We start from the raw sequence: 17,093 nt of genomic DNA on the forward strand, positions 1-17,093 counted from the left end.
GGAGTTGTGGCGCCGCACCGCGCTCGCCCCCAGTTCTGCTGAGGAGGGCCTGAAGTCCGCGATCCGCGAGGGCGGGCGGACCGTCGGCGCCGGTCAGGTGACCAGGATCCGCAAGTGACCACGGGGGCTGCGGACTCTCGGGTGAGCACCGTGGCAACGGTGTCACAAGGTGCCGGACGTGGCCTCGGGCTGCCCCAGGGCCGCGTCCAGCGTCGGCCTGGGCGGCAGCAGCCGCGACAGCCCGGTCACCTTCAGCACCCGCAGGGTCAGCGGATGGGTGCAGACCAGCTGCAGCTGTCCGCCGCGCTCCAGCACCCGGCTGCGTGCCCGGTAGAGCAGCCGCAGCCCCGAACAGTCGAAGAACGCGACGGGCAGCAGGTCGATCACCACCCGGGCGTTCTCCTGGGCGGTCACCCGGTCCAGGTGGGGCGCGATCTCCGTCGCCGCCGCGATGTCGATCTCGCCGCGCAGCTCCAGCACCGTGTGGCCGCGGTCCTGGTGGATGCGCAGGTACCGGGAGAGCGGCGCGGGATCCTGCCGGAGTCCCTGGCGCACGACGGCATCACCTCCCACCCCTGCCGGTTCAATTCCGTTCCCCGCCCTGCAAGTTACCCTCGATGGAGGGAATTTGAGCATGTTCGATTGACATATGTCTGCTGCTTCGGCTCGCCATTTTCTGTGGCGTGCGCGACAGTCGGGGAACCGGCACGTGGGAGCGGTGCCACCCGCCGGGCGGAGAGCGGGCCCGGAGCGCGCCGGGGGAGCGGCGCTAGGAGAGTGCGTGCCACGCCTTGCCCAGCGCCTGGCGGAACTGCTCCTCCTGGTGTGCGGTGAGCTCGCGGACCATCCGCTCCTCCAGTTCCCGCACCGGCCCGGCGACCTCCGCGAGCAGCTCACGCGCGGCGTCGGTCAGCAGGATCAGCAACTCGCGCCGGTTGCGCGGGTTGCGCTCCCGCCGGATCAGCCCGCGCGTCTCCAGCGACCGTACGAGGTCGGCCATCGACTGGGCGGTGACGAACGAGTCCCGGGCCAGCTGGGCCGCCGACAGGCCGTCGTGGCGCTCCAGGACGGTCAGGGCCGTGTACTGCAGCGCGGTGATCCCGGCGGGCCTGACCAGCTCGTCGAGGTGTGAGCGCACCACCAGCTCCACCTGCTTGACCATGTACAGCAGCGAGGGGCGTGTCTTTGTACCGACCATGCGTCCACCCTAGAGCATTGACAGGAATCCTGTCTGTAATCAGACTGCGGTCCAGGGATGAAACAAACAGGAATCCTGTTTATTGAAGGCTTGGCGATCGACGCTGGGAGTGGGCAATGACGACCACCTTCGAGACCGGACCGGGGCGGCTGTTCATCGGCGGACGGTGGCGGGAGGCCGCCGACGGGGCCCGGACGGAGGTGACCGACCCGGCCACCGGTCAGGCGATCACCACCGTCGCCGAGGCCGGCGCCGCCGACGTGGACGCCGCCGTACGCGCCGCCCGTGGGACCTTCGACGCGGGGGAGTGGCCGGGACTCAGCGGCCGCGAGCGCGGCCGCGTCCTGCACCGCGTCGCCGAGGCGATCCGCGAGAACGCCGAGGAGATAGCCGCCCTGGAGAGCCTGGACGTCGGCAAGCCGATCACACTCGCCCGGGCCGTCGACGTCACCAACGCGGCCAACGACTACGAACACTTCGCGGCCCTCGCCCACACGCTCGACGGCGCCGTCCGGGACGTCCCGATGAACGCGCTGGCCTACACGCGGCGCGAGCCGGTCGGTGTCGTCGCCGCCATCACCCCCTTCAACTTCCCGCTCATCCTGGCCGGTTCCAAGATCGGCCCGGCCCTCGCCGCCGGCAACACGGTCGTCCACAAGCCCGCCGACGAGACCCCGCTCAGCGCCCTGTACATGGCCCGTCTTTTCCAGGAGGCGGGCCTCCCCGACGGCGTGCTGAACGTCGTCACCGGCGGCGGACCGGTCGCGGGCGAGGCCCTGCTGCGCCACCCGGGCATCGACAAGGTCGCCTTCACCGGCTCCACCGCCGTCGGCCGGCACGTCGCGAGCACGGCCGGGGAGGCGCTCAGGCCGGTCACCGTGGAACTCGGCGGCAACGCGGCCCACCTCGTCTTCGAGGACGCCGACCTGGAGAAGGCCGTCGGCGCGGTGATCAAGGCGTTCGTCTTCAACACCGGCCAGTTCTGCATGGGCGGCCCCCGGCTCCTGGTCGCCCGCCCGGTCTACGCCACGCTGCTCGGCATCCTCGCCGACGCCGTCCCCGGCGTCCCGGTCGGCGACCCGCGCGACCCCGCCACGGTGGTGGGCCCGATGGCGGGACAGAAGCACCTGCGCAAGGTCGAGGAGTACGTCGAACTCGCCCGCAAGGAGGGCGGCCGCATCGTCTGCGGCGGCGAACGCCTCGACCTGAACGGCGGGTTCTACTACCGGCCGACCGTCGTCGCCGACCTGCCGAACGACTCCCGGGTGGTCCAGGACGAGATCTTCGGCCCCGTCCTCACCGTGCAGCCCTTCGACACCGAGGACGAGGCCGTCGCCCTCGCCAACTCCACGCCGTACGGCCTCGCCGCGGGCATCCAGACCGGCAACCTCGCCCGTGCGCACCGGGTGGCCGCCCGCCTCCAGGCCGGGATCGTCTGGGTCAACGACTGGGCGCTGCTCGACCCCGCCGTCCCCTTCGGCGGCGTCAAGGCCTCCGGCTTCGGCCGCGAGTACGGCCCCGAGGCGCTCGCCGCCTACACCAAGGTCAAGTCCGTCGTCGTCTCGCTCGACTGAGCCCCGCAGACCAGGAGTTCCCACGATGACCCTCACCACCCGAGCCGCCGTGGTCGAGTCCGGCGGCGCCCCCTTCACCCTGCGCGACGTCCAGCTCGACGCGCCGGGGCCGTACGAGGCGCTCGTCCGCATGGTCGCCACCGGCCTGTGTCACACCGACCTCGGTGTGGCGAGCGGCGGACTGCCCTTCCCGCTGCCCGGAGTCCTCGGCCACGAGGGCGCCGGCGTCGTCGAGGCCGTCGGCTCCGCCGTCACCGCCGTGGTCCCCGGCGACCACGTCGTGCTGTCCTTCACCTCCTGCGGCACCTGCCGCAACTGCCACGGCGGCCACCCCGCCTACTGCACCACCTGGCTGCCGCTCAACCTGATCGGCGGCCGGCGCGCCGACGGCACCGCCACCGTCAGCCGGGACGGCGAGCCGCTCGGCGGGCACTTCTTCGGCCAGTCCTCCTTCGCCGAACGGGCCTTGGTGGACGAGCGCAGCCTGGTCAAGGTCGACCCGGAGGTCCCGCTGGAGTCGATCGCCCCGCTCGGCTGCGGGGTGCAGACCGGGGCCGGCGCCGTGTGGAACGTCCTGGAACCGGCCCCCGGCAGCACGGTCGTCGTCCTCGGCGCCGGAGCGGTCGGCCTGTCGGCCGTCATGGCCGCCGCCCTCACCCCCGCCACCACGGTCGTCGCCGTCGACCGGGTGCCCGAACGCCTCGAGCTGGCACGGGAGGTGGGCGCCACCCACACCGTCGACGCGACCCGGGAGGACGTGCCCGAGGCCCTCCGTCGTGTCACCGGCCGAGCGGGCGCCGACGGCATCGTGGAGACCACCGGCAACGTCGGCGTCCTGCGCCAGGGCGTCGACGCGCTGGCCGCCCGCGGCACCCTGGTCGTCGTGGGCGCCCCGCCCTTCGGCACCGAGGTCCCGCTCGACGTCAACGGGTTGCTGTCCGGCAAGCGGATCGTCGGCCTCACCCTCGGCGACAGCGAGACCCAGGCCTTCGTCCCGGCCCTGGTCCGGCTGGTCCGCGAGGGGCGGCTCCCGCTGCACCGGCTGGTCAGCACCTACCCGTTCGCCGACATCGACCGGGCCGTGCGGGACATGAGCACGGGCAAGGCCATCAAGCCCGTGCTCGTCTTCTGACCGCGCCGGTCAGTCCACGACCAGGACCAGCTTCCCGGTGGTCCGGCCGGTGCCGCCCAGCTCGTGCGCCTTGGCGGCATCGGCCAGCGGGAAGGTCCCGGCGACCGTCGCGCGCAGCTGCCCCGCCTCCACCAGCTCCGCGACCGCCCGCATCCCGGCCCGGTCGGCGTCCACCAGCATCCGCACCGCCCGCACGCCCAGCCGCTCGGCCTCCTCGTACAGCGCGGGCGAGCCCACCGGCAGGATGGACACGACGATCCCGCCCGGCCGCAGCACCCGCAGCGAACCGACCGAGGTGTCCCCGCCGACGGTGTCGAGCACGACATCGACGTCCCGCACCGTCTCCGTGACGTCCACGGACCGGTAGTCCACCGGCTCGTCCACGCCGATCTCCCGCAGGAAGTCGTGCTTGCCGGCGCTCGCCGTACCGATCACGTACGCGCCGCGCGCCTTGGCGATCTGCACCGCCACGTGCCCGACCCCGCCGGCCGCCGCGTGGATCAGCACCCGCTGGCCCGGCTTGACGTCGGCGTTCTCCACCAGCGCCTGCCAGGCGGTCAGGGACACCAGGGGCAGCGCGCCCGCCTGCACGTGGTCGATCACGGCGGGCTTCGGCACCAGTGCCCGCGCAGGGACGATCGCGTACTCGGCGTGCGTGCCGTGCCCGAACGGGTAGGGCGCCATGCCGAAGACCTCGTCACCGGGCCTGAAGGCGGCGACGCCGATCCCGGTCTCCGCCACGGTGCCGGAGACGTCCCAGCCGAGGACGAAGGGCGGCCTGCCCAGGAAGCCGCCGTTCTCCCGGTGCTTCCAGTCGGTCGGGTTCAGGCCGGCGGCCCGCACCCGGACCAGCACCTCGTTGGGGCGCGGCTTCGGCCGCTCCGTCTCGATCACCTTCAGCACCTCGGGGCCGCCGAGGACGTCCTGGCTGATCGCTCGCATCGTGTTCACATCGTTCATGGTCACCCAGCCTGCCGGGACGCGCCCGGCGAGGAAATGGCACGATGGCCAACCTTCGATGGAATTGTGCCAGCCTCCGCGCTCCCGTGCCCGGCCGCTCAGCGGCTCATGTGCAGGGCGACCAGCAACTGCCAGACCTGGTCCGCGAGTTCGTCGGGGCCCGCGTCCAGCAGGCCGTGCAGCCAGTCGGCCAGCACCCCGGCGAAGGTGGCGGCCACCGCCGAGGCCACCAGCGGGGCGTCGGCCGCGCCCACCAGCTCCCGCTCGGCCAGGCTGCGGGCCCGCAGGTCCCGGTGCAGCACCCGGCCCAGCGGGCCTCCGCCGCCCGGTGCGAGCAGCTCCCGGTACAGCGCCCGGTGCGGGACCAGTCCGGCGAAGAACTCCCGCAGCGCCGGCGGTGCGTGCACCGGGTCCGGACGGCCGCGCCAGGCGTGCAGCGCCTCGACCGCCTCCCGTACGACGTCCGCGCAGGCGTCGACCGCCAGCGCCTCCAGGCCGTCGTAGTGCACGTAGAAGGTGGCCCGGCCCACCCCGGCCCGGCGCACCACCGCGGCCACGGCGGCCTCGGCGAGCGGTCGTTCGGCGCACTCGGCCAGGAGCGCCGCCCGCAGCCGGGCCCGGGTGCGGGCGGCCCGCGGGTCCTCTGCGGCCGGGCGGCCGGTCATCGGGCGGCGAGGACGGCCGCCAGGGCGAGCGCGCCGGGCAGCGCCTGCGCGAACAGGATCCGCCGGTTGGCGGTGACCGCGCCGTACACCCCCGCCACCACCACGCACGACAGGAAGAACACCTGGGCCCGGAAGCCGGTCGGGTCGGCCGCGACCAGCCCCCAGACCAGACCGGCCGCCAGGAACCCGTTGTAGAGGCCCTGGTTGGCGGCGAGCGGCGCGGTCCGCCGGGCCAGATCCGCGTCGAAGCCGTGGAAGCGCATCCCCGGACCCTTCTGCCACAGGAACATCTCCATCACCAGGATGTACGCGTGCAGCGCGGCTACCAGGCCGACCAGCACGTTCGCCAGGATTTCCATGATCGACGGACCCTCCCCATCTCTTGAACAGATGTCCACCATACCTGGACAGGTGTCCAGGATGCCCCGGAGGTCCTGGGGTCGGGGATGGGGGTGCATGTCGCGAAGTCGCGGACGAGGATGGGTATTTGTTGATTTGCCGCCAACTGGCGGAGCGTGACGGAACCCTCACTTCCTCTGCTCGCCGAGGTTGATCCTTTCGGGTTCAAACCCGATAAGCTCCCTTCCGTCACAGCGAGTTGACGCACCCCAGGGTGGGTCCGTCCCGCCGTGCGTGCTCGTGAGTGCGGCCTACGCACACCGCCCCTGTTCGCTGTTGTTCGATCGTGTTGCTTCGAGGGATGCAGATGGAACTCGCCACTCCGCCGCCGGCGGCGCGGGCCCCTGTCGCCTGGTACAGCTGGTGGCTGATGCCGCTGGCCTTAGGAGGAGGGACGGTCGCCGCCACGTTCATGAGCTCGGAGCGAATAACCGCGGCCGTCGCCGGTGCCGCGGCCACCGTCGCGAGCTCGGTGTGCGTGCGCCTGCTGATTCGCTCGCAACGCCAGTTGCGCAGCGCCGAAGGGACGTTCCGCAGCTCCCAGGCCGAGCACTCCCAGCAGTGGCAGCAGCACGTCTCCGGCCTGGAGCGCAAGTTCTCCGCCGAGCGCGCCACGCTGGAAGGCCGGATCGACGAGCAGTCCGCCTCCTTCGACGCCCAGCTCGCCGAGCAGGCCTCCGCCTTCGAGGCCCGGCTCGCCGACCGGACCGCCCACTACGACGCCCAACTGGCCGAGCAGGCCCGGGCGTACGAGGAGCGGTTCGCCGACCAGCTGAAGTCCTCCGAGGCGCAGCTCGCCGACCAGGCCGAGGTCTGGCAGGAGCAGCTCACGCACCAGCGGGCCGCGATCTCCCGGCTCGCCGTCGAGCAGCTGCCCGACGCGCTGACGCGGCTGCGTGAGGGCGACGCGATCGACGACCTGCTGCCCGTCACGGAGCAGTGCGCGAACGTCGACAAGGACGTCCGGGCCGACCTGCGGCGCATCCTGCGCACCTCACTGATCGGGGTGGAGGAGGAGTTCAACCGCTCCACCTCCGCCGAGCAGGCCGTGATCAGCATCGGCAACCGTATCCACGTCCTGACCAGCAAGCTGCGCGGCCGGCTGCACGAGATGCAGGGCGAGCACGGCCGGCTGCCCGCCGTGGCCCGCGGTCTGATGGAGCTCGACCAGGAGCTCGGCCCCGCCGACTCGCTCGCCGCCAGTATCGGTGTGCTCGGCGGCTCGGACCGCCCGGGCCGCCAGTGGCAGGAGCCCCAGCGCCTGCTCAGCGTGGTGCGCGGCGGCATCGGCCGGATCAAGGACTTCCACCGTGTCGAGGTCCGGCATCTGCCCGAACTCGGCGTCGACGGCGGTCTGGTGGACCACCTCACGCTGATCTTCTCCCACCTGCTGGACAACGCGGCCCGCTACTCGCCGCCCACCGAACCGGTCGTGGTCTCCGGCAAGGAGGTGCCCAACGGCGTCGGCATCGAGATCCAGGACTCCGGCAAGGGCCTGAGCGAGGAGAAGAAGCGCGAGGCCGAGCACTCCCTGGCGGGCACCGAGGCCGGACCCGGTATCGGAGGCATCTCCGAGGACGCCAACATCGGCCTGCGGGTGGTCGGCATCCTGGCCCGGCGCTACGGCATCCGGGTCACCTTCGCGGACTCGCCCTGGCTCGGCACCTCGGTGGTCGTCGTGGTCCCGCACAAGTTCTTCAGCCCGCTGCCCGCGGCCGCCACCGCTCCGGCCCCCGCGACGGCCGCCCCCGCCGCCGCGTCTCCGGTGCAGGCGCACGGCCCGGTCGCCGTCGAAACCGTCACCCCGCCGGAGTCCGGCGAAGCCGTGGACACCACCCCGGGCGGACTGCCCCGGCGGCGCAGCCGGCGCCGTGAGGAGGAGCAGCCCGAGGAGCGCACCGCCCGCACGGAGCGCACGGAGGGCACCGCGTTCCCCGCGGTCCCGCCCGAGGAGTCCTTCGCCGGCCTGGCCGCCTTCGCCACCGCGGGCCGCGTGTCCGCCGCGGACGAAGAGGCGGACAGCGAGGCCGAGTTGACCGGAGACGTAGACGACGCGGCACCCGCGAGTCCGGCCGGCGCCGATGACGCCGCCGCCGGACGCGAGTCCGCCGAGCACCGCACTGAAGAGAGCGACTAGTCCACATGACGCAACAGGGAACCGACGTGAGCTGGGCGCTCCGTGATCTGGTGGAGAGCATCCCGGAGATCCGGTTCGCCCTCGTGGCCTCCAGCGACGGCAAGGCCATCACCTCCTTTGGTGCCGAGGACCCCGACGACGTGGACCGCTTCGCGGCCGTGGTGGCCGGGCTGCAGGCCCTGGCCCAGCCGGTCGCCGAGCAGTTCCCCAAGTACGCGGGGCAGCTGCGGCTGGCGATGATCGAGGTCGACGGCGGTCACCTCTTCGTCGTGCGGGCCGGTGTGGAGACGTATCTCGGGGTCCTCGCCCGCGAAGGACTCGACCAGGGGCTGCTCGGCCATCAGATGCGGGACCTGTCCAGGCGGATGGGCGAGCTGCTCGGCACCTCTCCGCGCCTGGAGGAGCACTCTGGATGAGTGCTCCCCGCCGACCGTCGGATCCGTCCGGTCTCGAACGCTATTACGTCCTCACCGGGGGACGGAGCGGACCGGGCGGGTCGGCGTCGAGCCTCGACGTGGCCACCCTCGTCGTCTCCCGGACCGCCCCGGTCCAGGGGATGCAGCACGAGTACGAGGAGATAGTCCGGCGCTGCCGTGATCCGCTGTCGGTGGCCGAACTCACCGCCCATCTCGGATTGCCCTTCAACATTCTCGCGGTGCTGTTGGCGGATCTGCTGGACGCAGGCCGTATTGAAGCCCGTGATCCCATTCCGGCGCACCGCGCCGGACGCGGGCCTGACCTCGCGCTCCTCCAGGAGGTACTCAGTGGACTTGAAAGGCTTTGACCATCCCGGCGACCCCGGTGCCGGGGGGACCCGTTCGGTCAAGGTGATGATCGCCGGGGGGTTCGGCACCGGGAAGACCACCATGGTCCGCTCCGTCAGCGACATCAGGCCGCTCACCACCGAGGAGACGCTCACCCAGGCCACCGTCGGCGTCGACAACCTCATCGGCGTCGCGGACAAGGCCGAGACCACGGTCAGCCTCGACTTCGGCAAGATCAGCATCAACGAGAACCTGATGCTGTACCTGTTCGGCACCCCCGGACAGGAACGGTTCTGGTTCCTGTGGAACGGCCTGTTCAAGGGCGCGCTCGGTGCGATCGTCCTGGTGGACACGCGGCGGCTGGCCTCCAGCTTCCGGGCGATCGAGGAGATGGAGCGGCAGAACGTGCCCTTCGTCATCGCTCTGAACGTCTTCCCCGACTGCAAGGAACACCCCATCGAGGAGATCCGGGACGCCCTCGACATCTCCCCGCACACCCCGATCGTGGCCTGCGACGCCCGGGACCGGGCCTCCAGCCGTGACGTACTGATCGCCCTGATACGTCATTTGAAGGAACGCTCCGCCGTCGCCCTGGAGCCCCGATGAACGACCAGAGCCCCGGCACTCCCGACGCCCCCCGCGGCTGCCCGGTCGCGCACGGCTCTCCCGAACCTGCCCGGCTGTACGGGCCCGAGGCGGCGACCGACCCGTTCGGCATCTACGAGCGGCTGCGCAAGGAGCACGGCTCCGTCGCGCCGGTGCTGCTGGAGGGCGACGTCAACGCCTGGCTGGTGCTGGGCTACCGGGACAGCCGGCGGGTGCTCGACAATCCCCGCCAGTTCGCCCGGGACGCGCGGATCTGGCGGGACTGGCAGGAGGGCCGGGTCGCGGAGAACCATCCGCTGGTTCCGATGGTCGCCTGGCGTCCGGACTGCGTGTCCCAGGACGGCGAGGCTCACCGCCGGCTGCGCGGTGCCGTCAACGACGGGCTCCAGGCAGCCGTGAGCCGCGGCATCCGGCGCCATGCCACCTATTTCGCCAACAAGCAGATCGACGCGTTCGCGGCCGACGGTCGCGCCGACCTGGTGGCGGACTACGCCGGGTACCTGCCGATGCTGATCCTCACCCGCATCCTGGGCCTCACCGAGGCGGAGGGGCGCCGGCTCGTCGAGTCCAGCGCCCTGCTGTTCCAGGGCGGCGAGGACGCGATCGTGCACGACGGCATCATCAAGGACATCCTCGGCGACGTCGTCGACCGCAAGCGGGCCGAGCCCGGCTCCGACTTCACCACCGGCCTGCTGGAGCACCACGCGGCCCTCGACCGCGACGAGGTCGTGAGCCATCTGCGTCTGGTGCTGGTGGCCGGGCACAGCACGACCAGCAATCTGCTGGCCCGGGTGCTGCAGCTCGTCCTCACGGACGCCTCGCGGCTCTCCGGCCTGACCAGCGGTCAGCTGACCATCACCTCGCTGGTGGAGGAGGTCATGTGGAACTCCCCGCCGCTGTCCGTGCTGCCGGGGCGCTTCGCCGTCAGCGACGTCGAGCTGGGCGGCCACCGCATCGAGGAGGGTGACCTTCTCGTCCTCGGTCTCGCGCCGGGCAACCTCGACCCCGAGATCCGGCCCGACCCGGACGTCTCGGTGCAGGGCAACGAGTCGCACCTGGCCTTCAGCGCCGGCCCGCACGAGTGCCCCGGGCAGAGCATCGGAATGTCCATCATCCAGATCGCGGTGGACGTCCTGCTGCACCGGCTGCCCGGCCTGCGTCTGGCCGTGCCGGCGGAGGAGCTCACCGCGACCGCGTCCACCTGGATGTCCGTGCTGGACAGCCTGCCGGTCGAGTTCGCGGTGTAGGTCCGGACACGCCGTTGCCCGGTCGGGTCGACCCGACCGGGCAACGGCGTGTCGGGGTGTCAGCCGTCGAGCCAGTCGCCCGCGACCTCCGTGGGACGGTAGCCCGTGGCGTTCCAGAGGAAATGCGGGTGCGCACAGCCGAACATGTAGGCGAGCAGCGTGGTGTCCTCCCGGCCGGTCACCGGGTCGTGCAGGGCGTGAAACCTTTCCGCTCCCACCGCACCGGCGTCCTGCTGGACCTGACGGGCGCGCTCCGGGGACGCCGCGGCGCCGGACGCCTCCACGGCGGCGATGTAGGTGCGGCGCAGGATCTCCCAGGCGTTGTCGGTGTCGCCGTGCCAGGGGCCGTGCACCGCCTCGAAGGCGTGGAGCTCGGCGTCGAAGAGGGGCCACGCCACGGGGTGCTGGGCCCGGCAGCGTGCGGACAGCTCGGCGGTCCGGGGGCTCAGGGCCGGTACGGTGGGCCGCGGGGCGATGGTGAGGGTCGTTCCGTGGGTGAGGATGCCGGTGCACGCGTTGGGCTGCAGGTCGCACAGCGCGCACCCCTCGGCCGGCGGGAGACCCTCGGTGATGCCGTCGAACCACAGGGCGTGCCGTCCCGTGAGCCCCATCCAGACGACGGTGGTGGTCAGCAGCCAGGTGTTCCACATCGGGCGGTGCGCCTCGGGCGTGCAGCCGTACTTGACGAGGGCTATCGCACAGGCGGCGTAGAAGGCCTTGGTGTGGGTGGGCATCTCGGCGAGCCAGAAGTTGCTGATCTCTCCGGTGAGAGCGTCGGCCCGGACGTCGGCCATGTCGTCGATGACACGGCACAGCAGCAGGGAGGCGAGGTTCTCCTCCTGCCACAGTTCGGTGTCCGGGGCGACGTGCCAGAACAGGCAGTCCAGCATCTGCAGGACCGAGTAGGAGCCGTGGCCCAGCGGGTTGGTCTGGGGGAGCGTGACGCTGCCCGCGTCGTGCTGCCGGAGCCAGTACTCGTCCACGGACCGTTTGTGGGCTGCGAAGAGTCCGGAGACCAGGGCCCGCGCGCTGTTGGTGCTGAAGCTCTCGGCCAGGCGGTCCTCGACGTGCTGGGTGAGGCGCGTGGTGTCGATGGTCTCGATCACGCGCTTGTACTCGTGGAAGACGAGGATGTCGTCCTCGAAGCGGTGGCGGTGGCCGAGATCGCGCTCCAGGTCGTTCATCTGGCGGGTCCAGGACCAGCCACCGGTCAGAACGCTGTCGAGCTCCCGGCGGTACGGCCAGGTCTTGACGGCGAGGGGACGGCCGGCGCTCTGCCGCCAGCGGTAGTCGTCCGGCGTGCGCGCGGGAGGTGCGGGCAGCCGGCGGCAGAGCGGGCAGGTGCAGGCGGTGGTCGGCTCCTCCGCATGCGGCGGGGCCAGTGCCCGGCTGCGCCAGGCCCCTTCCAGCATGGCGCAGGTCAGGCGGCAGATCTCGGCGTCGGCGCCGACCTCGGGGAAGGCCGCCTCGATCATGCGCAGGCTGGTGTCGAGGTGCCGCAGCCTGGCAAGGCCCTCCTCGTCGGGCGGGAGGAACTCGCGCGGCGCCTGGTGGAGGGCGCCCGCCAGATGCAGCGTGATGCCGGAGCGGCTGGATCCCAGCGCGTCCAGCCGCTGCCGGGCGGCGTTCTGGAGGTTCCGGTAGGCGTCCGTGCTTCCGTTCGTGCGCTGCACGAAGAGGCCGGCCAGGGCGTTCGCCGCCTCCGTGGGCCGGAACTGGGCGCCGGGCTGCGCCGGGAGCAGGCTGTCGGCGGACGCCTTCGGAACAGCACCTACGCCTCGGGTGTTCACAGCGATCTCCTTCAAGTTGTGGTCATGACAACGGAATCGGTCGGCTACGGTCGCCGGAGGTCGTGTCCGCGAACGGCCGGCCCCTTCCGTGAGGGCCTCGCCGGACGGCCGGACGCATGCGACCGGACCCGGCTCCTGCCGTGCACGGCCGAGAGGGGCAGGACCGCTGCGTCGGTGGCCGGGAGCGGGGCGGGTGGCCCGGCGGGGCGCGCCGGTCCACGGCGGACGCGTCCTCGGCGCCGCCGCGCTTTTGGGAACGGCCCGCCCTCGTCGCGGCGTTCGCGCCGCACGACGAGGACCTGGGGCGCGGCCTCAGCAGTGCTGCTGTGGCCGCGCCCCAGGTCCATGGGCCGGAGCCGGCGCGGCTGACGGGCGCGCGGACTCCGGATGCTCACCGGCGGGGGACTCGAAGGGCAGGTCGGAGGTGGCGTCCTGAGGCATGTGTTTCCTTTCGGGCGACAGTGCGCAGAGTCCCCCCGTCCCTGCGAAAGGGTGGCCTGTCGGCCACCCGTGCACTCGAACTGGCCTTCGTGGCTCGAATGTTGAGCCGTGAAGCGCTACGAGGCTGCCCAGAGCGTAAATGATCTACGCGTGACCTGGCCGTGACGTGTGTTACTGCTCATGCCTCCTGAGCCGAGTACACTCGCGCGCCCCCGACGTATGTGTGCGCGACGCACGCGTCCGCGATGCACTCCGGGGGCCCGGCGAACGGGTCGCGGTCCAGGACCACCAGATCCGCGAGCATGCCGACCTGCACCCGCCCGGTGTCGTCGAGGTGGTTCACGTACGCCGAACCGGCCGTGTACGCCCTCATCGCCGCCGTGAGTTCCAGCCGTTCCGCCGGCAGGAACACCGGCGCGTCACCGCCCGGTTCGACCCGGTTCACCGCGACATGGATGCCCTGGAGCGGGTCGGGGCTGCTCACCGGCCAGTCGCTGCCGCCCGCGAGCCGCGCCCCGGCGCGCAGCAACGACCCGAACGGGTACTGCCGCCCGGCCCGTTCCGAGCCGAGGAAGGGGATCGTCAGCTCGTCCATCTGCGGCTCGTGCGCGGCCCACAGCGCCTGGATGTTGGCGGTGGCGCCGAGCCGGGCGAAACGCGGTATGTCGGCGGGGTGCACGACCTGGAGATGCGCCAGGTGGGGCCGCGTGTCGCTCATCCCGTTGGCGGCCCGTGCCGCCTCGACCGCGTCCAGCGCGTCCCGTACGGCCCGGTCGCCGAGCGCGTGGAAGTGGCACTGGAAGCCGAGGGCGTCCAACTCGGTCACGTACGTCGGGAGGTGCGCCGGGTCGATGAAGCTCTTGCCCCGGTTGCGCGTCGCGCAGCCGCACTGGTCCAGGTAGGGGTCGAGCAGCGCCGCCGTGCCGTTCTCGGCGACCCCGTCCAGCATCAGCTTCACCGTGCCCGCCCGGAACCTGCCATGGCTCAACGCGGCCCGCTTATCGACGAGTTCGGGGATCTGCTCGGCCCCGCGCTCCCGGTCCCACCACAGCGCCCCGACCACCCGCGCGGTCAGTGAGCCGTCCCGGGCCGCCGCCAGATACGCCGACGCCGGGTCGTCCATGCCGAGGAAGTCCCCGATCAGCGCGTCCTGCCAGGCCGTGATGCCCAGCGCGTGCAGATGGCGCTGCGCGTGCAGCAGCGCCGTCAGCCGGTCCGCCTGGCCGGCCGGCGGGGCGAGCCGGCCGACCAGCTGCATCGCGCCCTCCTGGAGCGTGCCGCCCGGCGCGCCGGAGGCGTCCCGCTCGATCCGCCCGTCGGCCGGGTCGGGCGTGTCGCGGTCGACGCCGGCCAGCTCCAGCGCCCGGCTGTTGACCCACGCCCCGTGATGGTCGCGGTTGGGCAGGTACACCGGCCGGTCCGGTACGACGGCGTCCAGCAGCTCCTTCGTCGGCGTGCCGCCCTCGAACGCCTCCATGGACCAGCCGCCGCCCAGGATCCAGGCCCGCTCGGGATGCGCGTCGGCGTACGCGCGTACGGCGGTTACGGTCTGAGCCGCGGTCCGCAGCCCGGACAGGTCGCACTGGGTCAGTTCGAGGCCCGCCGGGACCGGATGGACGTGCGCGTCCTGGAACCCGGGCAGCAGCAGCCGCCCGGCGAGGTCGACCACCTCGGTGCGCGGCCCGGCGAACTCCCGCAGCTCCGCGGCGGAGCCGACGGCGGTGATGCGCTCACCGGTGACGGCGACGGCGGTGGCCGTGGGGTCCTCGTCGGTGAGGACGCGGCCACCGGTGAAGAGCAGATCTGCGTGCATGTTTCCTGTTCCTCAGTTGGGGGTCGTGAGCAGCTCGGGGGCGTCGGCGTCGGTGCCCTCGCCGGTGCGGAAGTACGGCGAGCGGCGCACGTACTTCGCCCAGCCGGCCGCGACGAACCCGGACACGATCATCGCCAGCGGGGTGGCCAGCAGGAACCACCCGTTGTCCGCGCTGACCTCGAAGTGGTCGGCGGAGGTGTAGAAGGACCAGCCGAGGTAGCCGCCGAGACCCAGCAGGGCGAGGGCGCTGAGCGCCGGAAGGACCACGGCCCGCAGCCCCTGCCGCCAGTCCTCGCGCAGCAGGGAGCGGAAGCGCGCGGCGGCGGCGAGCGCGGTGAGCGCGTACGACAGGGCGACGACGATGCCGACCGCGTTCACGGTCGCCATGATCATGTCGGCGAGCCGCGGGATCACCAGGGCGAGCCCGGCGACCGCCGTGGCCAGCGCGCCGATCAGCAGCGTGCCGGCCGCCGGGGTCCCGTACCGGGCGCTGACCCTGGACCACACCGGCCCGAGGGTGCGGTCCCGGCTCATCGCGAACATGCCCCGGGCCGTCGGGATCACCCCGGCCTGCAGCGAGGCCACCGCCGAGAACATCAGCGCCACCAGCGGCAGCGCGGCCCACGGCTGTGCGGCCAGCCGGTCGCCGAAGAACGCCAGTCCCTCGGCACCGTGACCGGCCAGCTCCCGCTCCGACAGCACCCGCTGGAAGGCCACCGAGCCGAGCAGGAACAGCCCCAGCATCGTCACCAGGGTGATCAGCCCGGCCCGGGAGGCGTCCCGCGGGTCGCGGACCTCCTCGTTGACGCTGAACGCGGCCTCGAAACCCCAGTAGCAGAACACCGAGAGCAGCAGGCCCTGGGCGAGCGCGGTGGCCGACGGGATCGCGAACGGGTCGAACCAGCTCAGGCTGAAGGGGTGCGGCCCCTCGACGATGCCGTAACCGCAGAACCCGAGCAGTACCGCGTACTCGAAGACCAGCAGTCCGGTCTGCAGGCGCGCGGCGGTGCGGATGCCGGTCACGGCGGTGAGGGTGACGGCGACCAGGACCACGATCCCGAGCACCGTGGTCTGCGCCGTCGAACCGGGGTCGAGGGCGAGCGAGCCGACCCGGTGCACCCCGGCCTCGCCCGCCAGCTGCAGCAGGGCCGATCCCGTGACCGCCGTGGTGTACGCGAGGAAGGCCACCGTCGCCACGATGTTCACCCAGCCGACCAGGAAGCCGAGCCACGGATTGAGCGAACGGCCCACCCACACGTAGCCGTTGCCCGCGTTCGGCTCCACCCGGTTCAGCCGGGAGTAGGCGCCCGCGATGCCGAGGACCGGCACGAACGCCAGCAGCATGATGGCCGGGAGATGCAGCCCGACCACCCCGGCAGTCACCCCCAGACCGATGCCGATGCTGGTGGTGGCGGCCGTACTGGACGCCGCGACCGCTACTCCGTCGAGGACGCCGAGGGATCTGCGCAACTCAGGGGGGTCCGCTGGGTAGGGCTGGTCGGTCATGGCCGGCACACTCCGCTCGCACCTGGGGGCCGGACTGGTCGGCCCCGGTGACGGGACATGAAACTGCCGGTGCCCTTCACAGGTCAACGGTGTTGTCATAAGGTGCCCGCACGTCAGGAGGAGGTCCGTTGAGCGAACGCGTCGTCCCGGCCGCCGCCCGGCAGCGCCGGCGCCCCACCAAGCAGGGCGTGGTCCTCTCCGAGGAGCTGATCGTCGAGACCGCGATGCGGCTGATCGAGGAGCACGGTGCCGACGCCCTGTCGGTGCGCCGCCTCGGGCGTGCCCTGGGCGCCGACCCGAGCTCCCTCTACCGCTACTTCCGGCACACCGACGACCTGATGCTCGCCGTCGCCGACGAACTGATCGGACGTACCCTGCGCGCCTGGCGGCCCACCGGCGACTGGCGCGCCGATTTGCGCGACCTCGGCCTGCGGATGCACGCCGGCGCCCTCGCCCACCCCCGGGCCGCGGTGCTCAGCGCCCACCGGGTGACGGGACGGACGTACGAGATCCAGGCCGTCGAGTCCATCCTCGGGATACTCCGCGACGCCGGTTTCCCGGACGCCGAGGCGGTCCGCGTCTACCACGCCTTCGTCGACCAGGCCCTCGCGTACGGCGCCCTCGACTCCGCCAACACCGCCCTGCCCAGGGCCGCCCGGGACGCCGAGGCGGACGTGTGGCGGGCGACCTACGCCCGGTTGCCGGCCACCAGCCACCCGAACATCGCGGCCACCGCCCGCCATCTCGTCGCCTCGATGCGGGGGAGCTCCTATCCGGCCGCCCTCGACCTGCTGCTGACGGCTGCCGAAGCCCGGCTGGCCCGACCGGGCAACGGGAGCCGGCCGGTGGGCGACTGAACCG

16 protein-coding genes are annotated in these 17,093 nt (G+C 72.3%); 8 read left to right on the forward strand and 8 right to left on the reverse strand.

Features of this window, described 5'->3' with window-relative positions:
* Positions 1-162: 162 nt before the first annotated feature.
* Together AB0472_RS36985 and AB0472_RS36990 are read right to left on the reverse strand one after the other, a co-directional pair.
* Complete coding sequence (locus AB0472_RS36985; RefSeq protein WP_366363270.1) at positions 163-555, reverse strand: anti-sigma factor antagonist; 393 nt, start codon at positions 553-555, stop codon at positions 163-165.
* Between the two features lie 214 nt (positions 556-769).
* Complete coding sequence (locus AB0472_RS36990; protein WP_366363272.1) at positions 770-1,198, reverse strand: MarR family transcriptional regulator; 429 nt, start codon at positions 1,196-1,198, stop codon at positions 770-772.
* A gap of 116 nt (positions 1,199-1,314) precedes the next feature.
* Here AB0472_RS36990 and AB0472_RS36995 point away from each other — a divergent pair, with 116 nt between their 5' ends.
* Positions 1,315-2,772: an aldehyde dehydrogenase family protein gene (locus AB0472_RS36995; protein ID WP_366363274.1), complete on the forward strand. Its 1,458-nt coding sequence runs from the start codon at positions 1,315-1,317 to the stop codon at positions 2,770-2,772.
* Positions 2,773-2,797: 25 nt separating this feature from the next.
* A complete protein-coding gene (locus tag AB0472_RS37000; protein ID WP_366363276.1) occupies positions 2,798-3,904 on the forward strand; it encodes an NAD(P)-dependent alcohol dehydrogenase in 1,107 nt (368 codons plus the stop codon).
* A gap of 9 nt (positions 3,905-3,913) precedes the next feature.
* On the opposite strand, the gene AB0472_RS37005 is transcribed toward AB0472_RS37000, so the two are convergent.
* The 3 genes from AB0472_RS37005 to AB0472_RS37015 form a co-directional block, all read right to left on the reverse strand.
* Entirely contained in the window at positions 3,914-4,864 is a 951-nt protein-coding gene (locus AB0472_RS37005) for an NADP-dependent oxidoreductase (protein WP_366363278.1), read from the reverse strand.
* Positions 4,865-4,962: 98 nt separating this feature from the next.
* Positions 4,963-5,529: a TetR/AcrR family transcriptional regulator gene (locus AB0472_RS37010; RefSeq protein ID WP_366363280.1), complete on the reverse strand. Its 567-nt coding sequence runs from the start codon at positions 5,527-5,529 to the stop codon at positions 4,963-4,965.
* A complete protein-coding gene (locus AB0472_RS37015) occupies positions 5,526-5,888 on the reverse strand; it encodes a DUF1304 family protein (RefSeq protein ID WP_366363282.1) in 363 nt (120 codons plus the stop codon). The genes AB0472_RS37010 and AB0472_RS37015 overlap by 4 nt, the downstream gene beginning before the upstream one ends.
* A gap of 347 nt (positions 5,889-6,235) precedes the next feature.
* Here AB0472_RS37015 and AB0472_RS37020 point away from each other — a divergent pair, with 347 nt between their 5' ends.
* From AB0472_RS37020 to AB0472_RS37040, 5 genes are read left to right on the forward strand one after another with little or no spacing between them, the layout of a single operon-like run.
* Positions 6,236-8,065, forward strand: a complete 1,830-nt coding sequence (locus AB0472_RS37020) for an ATP-binding protein (protein WP_366363284.1) — start codon at positions 6,236-6,238, stop codon at positions 8,063-8,065.
* 5 nt (positions 8,066-8,070) lie between these two features.
* Entirely contained in the window at positions 8,071-8,481 is a 411-nt protein-coding gene (locus AB0472_RS37025) for a roadblock/LC7 domain-containing protein (protein ID WP_046733906.1), read from the forward strand.
* Positions 8,478-8,849, forward strand: coding sequence for a DUF742 domain-containing protein (locus AB0472_RS37030; RefSeq protein ID WP_366363286.1), 372 nt, complete (start codon positions 8,478-8,480; stop codon positions 8,847-8,849). Before AB0472_RS37025 ends, AB0472_RS37030 begins: the two co-directional genes overlap by 4 nt.
* A complete protein-coding gene (locus tag AB0472_RS37035; RefSeq protein WP_366363287.1) occupies positions 8,830-9,435 on the forward strand; it encodes an ATP/GTP-binding protein in 606 nt (201 codons plus the stop codon). The genes AB0472_RS37030 and AB0472_RS37035 overlap by 20 nt, the downstream gene beginning before the upstream one ends.
* Positions 9,432-10,682, forward strand: a complete 1,251-nt coding sequence (locus AB0472_RS37040) for a cytochrome P450 (RefSeq protein ID WP_366363289.1) — start codon at positions 9,432-9,434, stop codon at positions 10,680-10,682. The genes AB0472_RS37035 and AB0472_RS37040 overlap by 4 nt, the downstream gene beginning before the upstream one ends.
* Positions 10,683-10,741: 59 nt before the next feature.
* Here AB0472_RS37040 and AB0472_RS37045 read toward each other — a convergent pair whose 3' ends face one another.
* The 3 genes from AB0472_RS37045 to AB0472_RS37055 form a co-directional block, all read right to left on the reverse strand.
* Positions 10,742-12,472 (reverse strand): hypothetical protein, encoded by a 1,731-nt coding sequence (locus AB0472_RS37045; protein ID WP_366363291.1) that lies wholly within the window; start codon positions 12,470-12,472, stop codon positions 10,742-10,744.
* Positions 12,473-13,091: 619 nt separating this feature from the next.
* Positions 13,092-14,726, reverse strand: coding sequence for an amidohydrolase family protein (locus AB0472_RS37050; RefSeq protein WP_366363292.1), 1,635 nt, complete (start codon positions 14,724-14,726; stop codon positions 13,092-13,094).
* A 12-nt stretch (positions 14,727-14,738) separates the two neighbouring features.
* Positions 14,739-16,232 (reverse strand): APC family permease, encoded by a 1,494-nt coding sequence (locus AB0472_RS37055; RefSeq protein ID WP_366363294.1) that lies wholly within the window; start codon positions 16,230-16,232, stop codon positions 14,739-14,741.
* A 128-nt stretch (positions 16,233-16,360) separates the two neighbouring features.
* On the opposite strand from AB0472_RS37055, the gene AB0472_RS37060 reads away from it, so the two are divergent.
* Complete coding sequence (locus AB0472_RS37060) at positions 16,361-17,089, forward strand: TetR/AcrR family transcriptional regulator (RefSeq protein ID WP_366363296.1); 729 nt, start codon at positions 16,361-16,363, stop codon at positions 17,087-17,089.
* Positions 17,090-17,093: the final 4 nt, after the last annotated feature.

Source organism: Streptomyces sp. NPDC086777, assembly GCF_040702065.1.
In the GTDB taxonomy this organism is placed as follows: Bacteria; Actinomycetota; Actinomycetes; order Streptomycetales; family Streptomycetaceae; genus Streptomyces.

What these genes read in the sequence shown, in the direction of transcription:
- AB0472_RS36990 (WP_366363272.1), bottom strand. Translation starts at nt 1,198, where the DNA reads ATGGTCGGTACAAAGACACGCCCCTCGCTGCTGTACATGGTCAAGCAG.
- AB0472_RS37010 (WP_366363280.1), bottom strand. Translation starts at nt 5,529, where the DNA reads ATGACCGGCCGCCCGGCCGCAGAGGACCCGCGGGCCGCCCGCACCCGG.
- AB0472_RS37015 (WP_366363282.1), bottom strand. Translation starts at nt 5,888, where the DNA reads ATGGAAATCCTGGCGAACGTGCTGGTCGGCCTGGTAGCCGCGCTGCAC.
- AB0472_RS37020 (WP_366363284.1), top strand. Translation starts at nt 6,236, where the DNA reads ATGGAACTCGCCACTCCGCCGCCGGCGGCGCGGGCCCCTGTCGCCTGG.
- AB0472_RS36995 (WP_366363274.1), top strand. Translation starts at nt 1,315, where the DNA reads ATGACGACCACCTTCGAGACCGGACCGGGGCGGCTGTTCATCGGCGGA.
- AB0472_RS37000 (WP_366363276.1), top strand. Translation starts at nt 2,798, where the DNA reads ATGACCCTCACCACCCGAGCCGCCGTGGTCGAGTCCGGCGGCGCCCCC.
- AB0472_RS37025 (WP_046733906.1), top strand. Translation starts at nt 8,071, where the DNA reads ATGACGCAACAGGGAACCGACGTGAGCTGGGCGCTCCGTGATCTGGTG.
- AB0472_RS37055 (WP_366363294.1), bottom strand. Translation starts at nt 16,232, where the DNA reads ATGACCGACCAGCCCTACCCAGCGGACCCCCCTGAGTTGCGCAGATCC.
- AB0472_RS37040 (WP_366363289.1), top strand. Translation starts at nt 9,432, where the DNA reads ATGAACGACCAGAGCCCCGGCACTCCCGACGCCCCCCGCGGCTGCCCG.
- AB0472_RS37030 (WP_366363286.1), top strand. Translation starts at nt 8,478, where the DNA reads ATGAGTGCTCCCCGCCGACCGTCGGATCCGTCCGGTCTCGAACGCTAT.
- AB0472_RS37005 (WP_366363278.1), bottom strand. Translation starts at nt 4,864, where the DNA reads ATGAACGATGTGAACACGATGCGAGCGATCAGCCAGGACGTCCTCGGC.
- AB0472_RS37050 (WP_366363292.1), bottom strand. Translation starts at nt 14,726, where the DNA reads ATGCACGCAGATCTGCTCTTCACCGGTGGCCGCGTCCTCACCGACGAG.